10 protein-coding genes are annotated in these 11,682 nt (G+C 45.1%); 5 read left to right on the top strand and 5 right to left on the bottom strand.

Features of this window, described 5'->3' with window-relative positions; genetic code table 11:
- The first annotated feature begins 85 nt into the window (after positions 1-85).
- Entirely contained in the window at positions 86-487 is a 402-nt protein-coding gene (locus tag CLV31_RS01095) for a four helix bundle protein (protein WP_111391024.1), read from the top strand.
- 34 nt (positions 488-521) lie between these two features.
- Here the strand turns inward: CLV31_RS01095 and CLV31_RS01090 are convergent, their stop codons facing one another.
- The 3 genes from CLV31_RS01090 to CLV31_RS01080 form a co-directional block, all read right to left on the bottom strand.
- A complete protein-coding gene (locus CLV31_RS01090) occupies positions 522-1,220 on the bottom strand; it encodes an ABC transporter ATP-binding protein (RefSeq protein ID WP_111391259.1) in 699 nt (232 codons plus the stop codon).
- A 78-nt stretch (positions 1,221-1,298) separates the two neighbouring features.
- Positions 1,299-1,652, bottom strand: coding sequence for a four helix bundle protein (locus CLV31_RS01085; RefSeq protein WP_111391023.1), 354 nt, complete (start codon positions 1,650-1,652; stop codon positions 1,299-1,301).
- A gap of 147 nt (positions 1,653-1,799) precedes the next feature.
- Positions 1,800-3,050: an efflux RND transporter periplasmic adaptor subunit gene (locus CLV31_RS01080; protein ID WP_111391022.1), complete on the bottom strand. Its 1,251-nt coding sequence runs from the start codon at positions 3,048-3,050 to the stop codon at positions 1,800-1,802.
- A 319-nt stretch (positions 3,051-3,369) separates the two neighbouring features.
- On the opposite strand from CLV31_RS01080, the gene CLV31_RS01075 reads away from it, so the two are divergent.
- From CLV31_RS01075 to CLV31_RS01065, 3 genes are all read left to right on the top strand, one after another.
- On the top strand, positions 3,370-4,758 hold the full coding sequence (locus CLV31_RS01075) for a sigma-54-dependent transcriptional regulator (RefSeq protein ID WP_111391021.1): 1,389 nt from the start codon (positions 3,370-3,372) through the stop codon (positions 4,756-4,758).
- Positions 4,748-6,100 carry a sensor histidine kinase gene (locus CLV31_RS01070; RefSeq protein WP_111391020.1) on the top strand — a complete coding sequence of 451 codons (1,353 nt, stop codon included), beginning with the start codon at positions 4,748-4,750 and terminating at the stop codon, positions 6,098-6,100. Before CLV31_RS01075 ends, CLV31_RS01070 begins: the two co-directional genes overlap by 11 nt.
- A gap of 202 nt (positions 6,101-6,302) precedes the next feature.
- Positions 6,303-7,022 (top strand): outer membrane beta-barrel protein, encoded by a 720-nt coding sequence (locus CLV31_RS01065; RefSeq protein WP_111391019.1) that lies wholly within the window; start codon positions 6,303-6,305, stop codon positions 7,020-7,022.
- Here CLV31_RS01065 and CLV31_RS01060 read toward each other — a convergent pair.
- Both CLV31_RS01060 and CLV31_RS01055 read right to left on the bottom strand, forming a co-directional pair.
- Positions 7,019-9,691 carry a PQQ-dependent sugar dehydrogenase gene (locus CLV31_RS01060; RefSeq protein WP_111391018.1) on the bottom strand — a complete coding sequence of 891 codons (2,673 nt, stop codon included), beginning with the start codon at positions 9,689-9,691 and terminating at the stop codon, positions 7,019-7,021. The genes CLV31_RS01065 and CLV31_RS01060 overlap by 4 nt on opposite strands.
- Positions 9,692-9,772: 81 nt before the next feature.
- Positions 9,773-10,342 carry an outer membrane beta-barrel protein gene (locus tag CLV31_RS01055; RefSeq protein WP_181452542.1) on the bottom strand — a complete coding sequence of 190 codons (570 nt, stop codon included), beginning with the start codon at positions 10,340-10,342 and terminating at the stop codon, positions 9,773-9,775.
- 256 nt (positions 10,343-10,598) lie between these two features.
- Here CLV31_RS01055 and msrA point away from each other — a divergent pair, with 256 nt between their 5' ends.
- On the top strand, positions 10,599-11,675 hold the full coding sequence (msrA, locus tag CLV31_RS01050; protein WP_111391016.1) for a peptide-methionine (S)-S-oxide reductase MsrA: 1,077 nt from the start codon (positions 10,599-10,601) through the stop codon (positions 11,673-11,675).
- Positions 11,676-11,682: the final 7 nt, after the last annotated feature.

Here is an 11,682-nt window from a genome sequence, read left to right as displayed (position 1 = left end):
TAGAATTTGGGAGAGATGTTTTAAAATCCTTCTAATTTCAATAATTTGATTTTCATTCAGTTAACATCATTTAATCTAGCCAATCATGGAAACTTTCAAATTTGAAAAACTAAGAATCTGGCACACAGCGATGGATTTTGGGGAGTTGATTTTTGATGCCTCAGGCCAATTTCCGATCGACGAGAAATACAATTTGATCTCACAAATTCGAAGAGCAGCTGATTCCATAGCTCTAAATATCGCCGAAGGCTCCACTGGCCAATCGAACAAGGAATTCCGAAAATTCATCGGTTATTCGTTACGATCATTAGCTGAGGTGGTCACCTGTTTGCACAAGGCAAGAAGAAGGAAGTATCTATCTGAAGCTGATTTTTCCAACTTTTATACTCAAGCCTATGCTTTGATGAACAGTATGGGAGCATTTCGGGCTACTTTGAAAACCAAAAAGCCAACGGATCGCGTAAGTGCAAACTCAGGAGGAAAATGACCTCCTGACTTCCTTACTCCCATTCTTCCCTTCATCATACATGAAATTGCTCCCGGATATTCTCCGTCACCACTTTTCCGTCAAAGAGATTGATCACGCGATGGGCATAATTAGCATCATGAGGAGAGTGGGTTACCATCACGATGGTAGTCCCTTCATTGTTTAACTCCTCTAAAAGCCGCATTACTTCTTCCCCATTTTTTGAATCCAAGTTACCGGTAGGTTCATCGGCAAGGATGACAGCCGGCTTAGCCACAATTGCGCGGGCAATGGCCACACGCTGCTGCTGTCCACCCGAAAGCTGCTGAGGAAAGTGATTGCGTCGGTGCATGATATTCATACGGGTAAGTACTTCCTCCACTCGCTTTTTACGCTCATCTGTACCGATTTTCAGGTACAAAAGCGGCAATTCGACATTTTCAAACACCGTCAGTTCATCGATCAGATTAAAGCTTTGGAACACAAAGCCGATGTTTCCTTTTCTCAAAGAGGAGCGCTGCCTTTCGGAATATCCTGCAACTTCTTTATCGAGAAAATAATATTCTCCGCTATCCGGATTATCCAGGAGCCCAATGATGTTGAGTAAGGTGGACTTGCCACAACCCGAAGGTCCCATGATGGCGACAAATTCTCCTTTTTTGATTTCGATTTGAATGCCGTCGAGCGCGGTAGTCTCGACTTCTTCTGTGGTGTAAAGCTTTTTGAGATTTACGGTTTTGATGACGTTTTCCATAGTGATGAGATTGAAGACGGGAGACCGAAGACCGAAGAATCCGGATCCCATCGATTAATTAAAGTTTGGGGGTTAAATTCATTTAATGTTATTCTTAAATCCAATGGTCATATTCATCAGATCAAAACTATCCTTATAATTTTTTTCAAATTCTTCGATAGTTATATAATTCCTTCGCTTTGCTTTATACAGGCAGGTAACTACCTCAGCAATAGATCTGATTGAATAACCAAGAAACCTATGTTGCTCTGGATTAGTCTGGGAAATTGAGCCTTCGGCAATATTTAAGGCAATTGAATCAGCAGCCCGATTGATTTGGCCTGTCAGGTTGTACAATTCCTCTTTGGGAAATTTCTTAGAAAGCTCATGGATTTCTTCAGCCAAATCCATGGCTTTTTGCCAGATTAAAAGTTTTTCAAATTTAAAGCTCATCTATTTATTGATTTGATTATCAGAACTTAATATTAAAATTATTCACCAAATTCAAGGATAGAAAACAATCAATCTTCCACCTATTCCAGAAACTCTTAACCAATCTTCGGTCATCTGTCTTCAGTCTCCGGTCTTCCGTCTTCCCACTTATTTCAGATTCAACACTTCATTCGTCCCGAAATTCTCATACCCGCTGATGATCACTTTTTCTCCTTCAACCAGGCCTTCGAGGACTTCATAGAACTCAGGATTTTTTCTACCCAGGCGGATGGTTCTTTTTTCAGCATTGCCGGAAGCATTCAGCACGTAGACCCAATTTCCTCCGGTGTCTTTGAAGAAGCCTCCGGTCGGTAGGAGCAGGCTTTGCTCGCTTTGGCCGAGCTCGAGACGGATTCGTACACTCTGCCCTCTTCGGATTCCTTCAGGAGCTGTTCCGGTGAAAATCATATCCACCTCAAAGCGACCATTGGCAATGGTTGGGTAGATTTTGGAGATCTCCAGCTCATATTCCTGTCCGCTGAGCGTAAACTTCCCTCTAAGCCCCTGACTGATTCGGGGCAAATACAGCTCATCGATCGGTACCCTCACTTTGAATTCATCCAGAATATCGATCTGTCCATAACGCTGACCGGGATTGATAGCCTGCCCGACTTCCAGTTGCTGAGGGGTAGCCAATTGACCGGCAATCGGTGCAGTGATGATCAGATTATCCAGAATGTTGCCTACACCCGTGAGGGATGCATTCATCCGATTTTCAGACATTCTCAATTGGTTGAGCTGGATAGAGCGGGCGATGGAGTCATTTTTATAGGAGGCGTATGTAAGCTTCTTTCGCTTCACATTGTAATCGTATTGCTCCTTGACCTCTTCAAATTCCCGATCAGAAACCAGCTTTTTCTCATGCAATTCCTTGAATCGCTTGTATTGAGGTTCCAAAAGGCTGATCTGGTAATCGATTTCTGCCAATTGCCCCTGCTGACTGAGGTCGTTTTGATCCAAAAGCAATCGGGTTTGCCGGAGGTTATTGATTTGCTCATAGAGCATGGTCTCCCGCTGCATGACATCGAGCTGAAGATTGGAATTGTTGAGGACCAGGATGGTATCTCCTCTTCTAAGGAGGGCTCCGGATTCACGAACTACCTTATGAATGACCCCTCCTTCGATGGCATCGAGGTAAACAGTTCGTGCCGGTTCAATCTGTCCGGAGACCAAAATGTAATCGGTAAATTCCCCGGTTTTGACTGTCCCTATACTGATTCGGTCCTTTTCCACATTCATGGTGGAGCGATGATCGGCAAATCCCAACTGGTAAATAATTCCCCCAAGTACCACAGCCCCTCCGAGGATGGCGGCTATCTTTTTGGGAGTCCAGGTTTTCTTTTCAATTTTTCTGTCCATTGTGTGTTGCTGCCTAGTGGCGGTGCTTCCTATGTGCCAAAGGCTGTGCCATGCCCAAAAAGGCCAGAATCGCCCCAAAAACGGGATTTAGGTGAGAAAGGAAAAATCCTTCTCGAACATTTTCGTCCGCCAGCGAACAAAAGTGATTCAAAGCCGAAAATTTAATTCTATCTTTTAGTCAAGGTTGCCCTAGCCAAAATCGGCCATTTTTGCCCGAAAACGGACCTTTTGGAAAATTTTTGACCAAAAATCCAATTCGGCAGACTTTTGGAATCCCATTGATCAGTGGGCAATTGCCGACTTTAAAACTTTCTCTAATATGAACGAGCAACGTACCGGAAAAATCCTCATCGTCGATGACAATGAAGACTTGCTTAAAGCCGCCAAAATTTTTCTAAAAAGACACTTTGCCCAGGTGGACACCGAAACCAACCCGGACCTGCTGCCCATCCTTACGCACAATGAAAACTACGATGTAATCCTGCTCGATATGAACTTCACCAAAGACGTGAGTTCAGGTCAGGAAGGCTTCTATTGGCTGGATCGGATTTTGGAGCTCGATCCATCGGCTGTTGTCGTGCTGATCACCGCTTATGGAGATGTGAATCTGGCGGTAAAGGCAATCAAAGAAGGGGCAACGGACTTTGTGCTCAAGCCTTGGGAAAACGAGCGCCTTCTGGCCACTCTAAACTCTGCACTCCAACTCCGTCAGAAAAAATTGGAGGTCAACCTGCTCAAGGACCAGAAGCAAACGCTTCAGCAGGACATAGACAATAAGTTTAAAGACATCATTGGCCAAAGTCCTGTCATGCAAAAAGTTTTTGAAACCATCGAGCGGGTAGCAACTACAGATGCCAATGTCCTGATCTTAGGAGAAAACGGAACCGGAAAAGAACTGATTGCCCGTGCCATTCACCGACATTCCAGACGAAGCCGGGAGGCATTTGTAGGGGTTGATTTAGGTTCGATCACCTCCACTCTCTTTGAATCAGAGCTTTTTGGACACAAAAAAGGCGCTTTCACCGATGCCAAAGAAGACCGTGCAGGCCGATTCGAACAAGCGCACAAGGGAACCCTATTTTTGGACGAAATCGGAAACCTCCCCCTCCCACTCCAAGCAAAGTTACTGGCAGCACTTCAAAACCGACAAGTCACGCGAGTGGGCGCAAATAGACCGGTAGACGTGAATATTCGGCTGATTTCGGCCACCAACATGCCGGTGTACAACATGGTCTATGACAACAGTTTCCGGCAGGATTTACTTTACCGGATCAATACCATCGAGATCACCTTGCCTCCACTTCGAGAGCGGGTGGAAGATATCCCGCTTTTGGCCGATCATTTTATCAGCTACTATTCCAAAAAATACAACAAAGACATCCGTAAGGCCTCCGAACCGCTGTTGAAACGAATGACCAAATATCATTGGCCGGGAAATATCCGCGAACTGCAACACAGCATCGAGCGGGCGGTGATCATGTCCAACCACAACGTGCTGCAACCCGAAGATCTGTTTTTGCAAAAAATGGGGCAGCCTGAAAAATCGGAGGAAAATGTGAGCTTGGAGCACCTCAATATCGAAGACGTGGAACGGATCCTCATCCGGAAAGCACTCCAAAAACACAACGGGCACATCACCCGGGCTGCAGATGAACTTGGCTTGACCCGATCTTCGCTGTACCGAAGACTTGAAAAATATGGTTTATAGGAGATTTTCGGTTGGAATCAGTATCCGTATTCTGGCCATCACAGGACTTATTTTTCTCGCGGTTTGGCTATTCTACACCAAAGAGCTCTGGCTTGCGCCGGGGATTTTGGTGGTCATTGTGGCGTTTTTGGCCGGAGAGATGATCTATTATGTCAACTCGATCAATCAAAAACTTGCCCGCTTTTTAGACTCCATTCGTTTTGCGGATTTCTCTTCATCTTTCACCACAGACAGTAAAATGGGGCAGTCCTTCCGTGAAGTCAATCAAGCCTTCAATGAAGTAATGGAGGTTTTCAAGCAGACCCGGGCCGAAAAGGAGGAACAGATGCTTTTCCTCCAAGTGATCATCCAACATATCAATACCGGAATTATCTCCTTCAATGCAGAGGGAAAAATCGGAGTGATCAACAATGCCGCCAAGCATCTCCTGCAAATCCCTCAGTTTCGGGACATCAGCGATCTGGGCAAGCTTTCCAAAAAACTCCTACAGGAAATTCTGGAAATGAAGCCCGGGCAGCGGGTCTCCTTCAAGGTCAATCCCACCATGCACCTGATCATCCAATCCACTGCGCTGAAAATGGGAGGGAAAAGCTGGACCCTCCTCTCCTTTCAAAACATCAATGCCGAACTCCAATCCAACGAACTGGAGGCTTGGCAAAACCTGACTAAAGTGCTTCGACACGAAATCATGAATTCCATCACGCCGATTTCCAGTTTGGTGGATTCGCTCCGTACCATCCTGGATGAGGACAGCTACGTGCAGCAAGAGGGCATCTTGATCAAAAAAGATGGCTTTTTGGATATTCAGGAAGGACTGGACACCATTGCCAACCGAAGTAAGGGCTTGGTGAATTTTGTGAATGCGTACCGGGACTACACCAATATTCCTCAACCCAAAAAAGAGCTGGTTTCTGTTGAAAATTTGATCGAGAATGTTTGCCAATTGATGAAAGAAGACCTGAAATCCAAGGAAATCGAAGTTCACAAAGACCTGAACCCGGAAAATCTGGAAATCCTTTGTGATCCGGATCAAATCACCATGATCTTGATCAATCTGGTCAAAAACGCTTCCGAATCTTTACAAAATCAAGCGGATCGACAGATCTGGATTCGAGCCATCGGTCAGGGTGATCTGGGAAGCCTCATCCAAATCGAAGACAATGGACCGGGGATCGTTCCTGAAGCTTTGGAACGGATTTTTGTACCTTTTTATACCACCAAAAAGACCGGATCGGGTATTGGATTGGCGATTTCACGACAGATCATGAACCTGCATCGGGGAAGCTTAACGGTGGTTTCTGAGCCTGAAAAAAAGACGGTTTTTAGTTTGAACTTCAGGTGATTGGTCTGTTTTTTACTCAAATCCGAAATCCATCCTTTCCCCTTCGACTATTTTTGGAGATTTTGTCAAAATCAGTTTTCGCAAAAGTGAAAGTCAATTAAACTTTTGATCAGGACTGACCTGATTTCCTTTTTTTCAGGCCAACTTCCTAGTAGGATTCATTTATCCATGGTTTTATCAGTTCATCTAATCGAAATCGCATATGGACAGATTTGCTATTTGTATCATCTTGGCCTGTTTTCTGGTCATTCCATCACCTTCAAAAGCACAGGGTATTTTTCATGGCGGAATGTATGGCACCATGGGAATGCCGACTACGGAAATGAAGCGTTCGATTTTCGGAGAAAAAAACTTCCCCGGATTGGGCGGCGGGGTTAATGTTTTGGTGAATCCCAAAGGTCGAGGGCTATTTTCTCCGGTGCACCTCGGAGCAGAATTCAATTATATCTATCTGGGAAAAGAAAAAATCGATGCGAGTCCCACCTATCCTCCACTAAAAACCAATTATAACTTCGTGACGGTTGGCCCAATCATCCGCTATTTTCCATTCGAAAAAGAAGAGGGGTTCACTCCATTTTTTGACGGCGGATTTGGCTGGAAAATTCTGTCCACCTCCACACAATTTGACGACACCTTATTGGAAACGATCATCAATGGCGAGGAAGCAGTCCAATTGATGTCCACCAAATTTGGCGGACTCGGATTAAATCTTGGTGTGGGTTTTTTCAACCGTCAGCTGCCCAAAGAAGGAGAACCAAACACGGCCTCCTTCTATATGAAAATCCTTTACCAATACGGTGACACGATCAATTTTGTAGAGCGAGGATCGATCCAAGTGGACAATTTGGGCAACTTTTCCTATCAAACCGGGCGAACAAAAACTTCCATGATCATCCTGCAGATTGGACTGGCCTTGCATTAATCTGCTTTCTTCTTGAAATGAAGGGTGTTTAAATTGAAGGTATTCCATATCGACACATCCCCCTCAGGCACAAATACCAAATACAAATCTGACGCCTCAGTGGGAGGAGTAATAGCAACTGAAATGGTGAAAAACTGCCCTTCCTGGCCTTTAGGTCGATCATCTCTAGTAAGCACTTTGGTTTCCCCCACGACTTGGCCTTCCGGACTTCCCGATCTCAACTGGATTTTACCTTTGGTATTTCCCGGATTGAGCGCAAGGTCTATTGACTTTATTCCGCTTAGGTCGATCTGGTCAAACTTGATCCATGCCTGAGAGGCTGTAAACCGGACAAACTGAAACTGGGGTCCATTGGCTTTGGCTACGTCTTTGAGCAGATTGGCAGAGGAAGCCCTAACGGTAGCATGGCGTAGCGTCAAAACCTCCTGAGACTTGAGCGGGGGGATTCCATTGGCTCCCAAATCCTCATAGGATGCCTGAATCAGGTAATATCCGTCTCGTAAATCTGTTCGGTCAATTGCATAGCTTCCGGTAAGAGGTAATGTTCTGACATTGGCTTTCGGATTGGCTATTCCCAAAATAAAATCGACTATCGCCTCCACTTGAGCAGGGGGCAAATGAGTATGTCCGGGCATGATGCGTTCTCCCCAAACCCCACCACCACCATTGGTGATTTTATCGATCAAGTACGCACGTGCATTGGATTGATTCAGGTATTTGTTAGAAACTGCCGTGTAGTCCGGACCGATGGATTCATTGGCTACCGCGTGGCAAGCTTTGCAGCCCGCTTGGGTAATATAGTTTTCGCCCAAACTCACCGGTTCATCAGCCTGATGACCTGCCTGCACCAAATCAAAACCTCCCTCCAAGTAATCAATCGAAAACCTCACGCGATTGGAATCAATCGCTCCATCCTCGGCATCGCTCACCTTAACTTCATAAGCAATGGATTCTGGCCCAAAATAAAAGCTTCGGTTACCCTTCCAGTCAATCTTGACCGAAGGAGCTTCGTTGCCGACTTTGATTTCCAGAGTAGTGGTGGCTACCGCTCCTTCCTTATCCTTGAGGATCAGCTTAACGGGATAAACACCGGGTTTGGAAAAGGTAAAGCTTGGATTTGGCTCTGAGGTTTTCTCTCCATTTCCAAAATCCCATTCGTAAGTCAGCACATCGCCCTCATCCAAATCGACAGATCCTTCCGATGAAAACTGTACCTGAAGCGGAGCTGCTCCGGTTAGTTGGTTAGCTGTCGCCTTCACTTGGGGTTTGCGATTGCCTGAGGCAAATTCAATCCGATAGATTCCCGAATCGTCATTCTGCGCACTCCAAAACGTGCCGTATTCCAAGATGTACAGCGAGCCATCCTTGGCAAACTGCATATCTACGGGTTTGTCAAAAACCGTGGAAGGCATAAAGCGCTCCATCGTGTCGTACTGAAAATCCTCAGTCAGCTTGACCGTGAAGATCCAATTGCGCATCCAATCGTAGAAAAAGGCCTTCCCGTCAAAATATCCCGGAAATCGGACCTCAGACTTTTCGAAATCCGAACGATAATACACCGGACCTGCCATGGCATTCCTACCTCCTGTTCCCAGCATGGGAAATTCAACGGATTCATTGTAAGGGTACCAAATCAAAGCCGGAGTCGCAGGAGGTAGAATCTCGATTCCAGTGGAGTTGGGAGAAGTGTTTTGGGGAGCTTCCGGATCAAATTCGAAAAGGCTCTCTTTCTTTTCGAAGTCATATTTCCAATACGGCTTGTTGTTGCCCACGAAATACGGCCATCCAAAATATCCCGGCTTTGTCGCCAAATTAAATTCATCATGTCCTTTGGGCCCTCGCTTCAGGCTATCCACCGATGCATCCGGCCCTACCTCACCCCAAAAGAGATTTCCGTTACGCTGATCCACTCCGATGCGGAAGGGGTTTCGATTGCCTTTGACATAGATTTCAGGTCTGGTATTGGGGGTACCGGGAGGAAAAAGATTGCCTTCGGGGATGGTGTAAGTACCATCTGCCTGTGGAGTGATCCGTAAGATTGACCCTCTCAAATCATTTGAATTTCCGGAGGTTTTTTGTGCGTCCACGTTACCCGGTCGACCCGCCCGCTCGTCGATGGGATTATAGTTATCTGATTCAAAAGGGGTGGTATCGTCTCCGAGACTAATGAATAGATTTCCCTTGGAATCAAACTCCAAAGATCCTCCCGAATGGCAGCATCCCCGAAATACGGGTACCTCCAGCATGATTTTCTCAGATGTTTTTTGCAGTAATCCATCTACCAAGGTAAATCGGGAAAGCCTATTGATCGAGTCCGGTCCTGCTGGGGCGTAATAGAGATAGATCCACTGATTTACGTTGAACTTTGGATCTTTTGCCAGTCCGAGCAGACCGTCTTCGTTTTGAGCATAGACATCGAGAAAACCGATTTCCTCCACCTGACCTGTTTCTGCGACGTATTTCCTTACTTTGCCTCCCCGCTCGATAAAAAGTACATCGAAATTATCCAGCACTTCGAGCTCCATCGGTTCATTGAGCTTTTCTACCAGCGTGATTTTCGTGAATCGGCTTTCCTCAGGTCGCACAGTGGCAAATGGGTCAACTTCTTTTTCTTGGCATCCATAAAAAGCAATCAGGATGGCCAAAGCCAACAAAGATTTTAAATTCATACAACAGGCAACAGGTTAATTTTGGATGCCTGAAGTTAGAAATTTCATCAAAGGGAAAAAGCTCCTTTTGAAATGGTAAGCTTATTTTTTGGTGGGGATCTTAAAAGACATTCCCAAAATGAGTTGTTGGCGCTTGTAATCCTCTTTGCCTAATACATTTTCAAAGGTGTACTTTCGCTCATTAAGCTCCCGCTCAAATCGAAGATCCAAACCCACCGGTCCAAAATTTACACCGAGTCCCATCTGAAAGCCAAGTCCAAAAGGGTCTGCCTGTTCAAAAAGGTCAGGGCGGGAAAATTTTTCATCCAGGGTGTAATGAAAAGAGGGACCAATAGAAAATCCAATGACACGGAAGAAGCGTATTTTGACCAAAACCGGAAGATCAATCTTTTGATACTGCACCCTGCCGAGATCTGTTTCAAACTGATTTTGGGTAAAAATCAATTCCGGTCTCAAAGCGATATCATAGGAATTCAGTTGATAAAACACCCCGACATGGTAACCCATATTTTCTCCTGGACGAGAAAAAATTTCTCCGGCATCTCTAAAATATTTTCCGCTCGTATTGTAATTCAGTCCTCCTTTGAATCCAAAACCACTTCCTTGCTGTGCTTGAACGAATGGCAACACGCAAGCACTGAGCAATAGCATTAAGGCAATTTTCTTGAAATTTGGCATCATTTTTTTTTCGTTTAGTTGCTTTCCAAGCCAAGATTGTAACCCGGCAGAAATCCGATTTTCATGGAGTTTCGTAGCTTCATTGCAAGGATTTAAAATGAATTAAGAAAACTTATCGAACACTAGTCGGATTTGCCTTGTTTTCCACTTGTCAAAAAGCTGACCAAATCTTTACCTAAAAAGCAAGAACTTTCCTTCCATGCTAACCTTTCAAAAAAGACCAATAGTTATGTTTAGTTTCCTCATAGGCCTGTTGATGGCTTGTAATCCCGGTGCAACCGAAAAAACCGGCGATTTTATTACCGAACCCGAGAAGCCAGCAGAAGTATTTTCCTCCAAAACTGAGTTAGCCACTTTTGCAGGCGGGTGCTTCTGGTGCGTCGAGGCTCCCTTTGAAGGGCTTGATGGAGTTATATCCGTAGTTTCCGGTTATTCGGGGGGAAAAGAAAAAAATCCGACTTATTCCGAGGTTTCCTCCGGCAAAACCAGTCATCGAGAAGCCGTCCAAATCACTTTCGACCCTGAAGTGATCAGCTATTCGGAATTAGTGGACATCTTCTGGCAAACCTATGACCCTACCGATGTGGGCGGTTCGTTTTATGACCGGGGCACCCAATATGAATCGGCAATTTTCTTTCATAATGACCTTCAAAAAAAGGTAGCCGAGGAAAGCAAAGCCAGGCTGGACAAATCGCGCAAATTTTCAAAACCCATCGCTACGCCAATAATCAAATACAGCAATTTCTATCCTGCAGAAGACTATCATCAGGATTATTACAAAAAGAACCCCCAAGATTATTATTCTTATCGAACAGGCTCGGGGCGAGATGCATTTATCAAAACTCATTGGCCTGCCATTGATGAAAAAAAATATCCTGCTCCATCCAAGACCGAACTCAAGAAAACACTGACTTCCCTTCAGTATGAGGTCACCATGGAGGATGCCACAGAATATGCCTTTCAAAACGAATACAACGGCAATAAAAAAGACGGAATTTATGTTTGTATCGTCTCCGGCGCTCCGCTTTTCAGCTCAAAGGACAAGTATGAATCAGGCTCAGGCTGGCCAAGCTTCACCAAGCCGATCGATGCCCGAGCCCTGGAAAAGCCAATCGACAAAACATTGGGAATGACCAGAGTCGAGGTCAGGTCGAAATATGGGAAAAGCCACGTAGGCCATGTCTTTTATGATGGACCGACTCCCACTGGATTACGTTATTGCATGAATTCTGCGGCGATGAAGTTTATTCCAAAAGAAGAAATGGAAGCTAAAGGATATAAAGAATACCTTTGGTTGGTGGATTGATTTCAAC

The organism is Algoriphagus aquaeductus, from assembly GCF_003253485.1.
Taxonomy (GTDB): domain Bacteria; phylum Bacteroidota; class Bacteroidia; order Cytophagales; family Cyclobacteriaceae; genus Algoriphagus; species Algoriphagus aquaeductus.
This window is presented reverse-complemented; position numbering and strand designations above follow the sequence as displayed.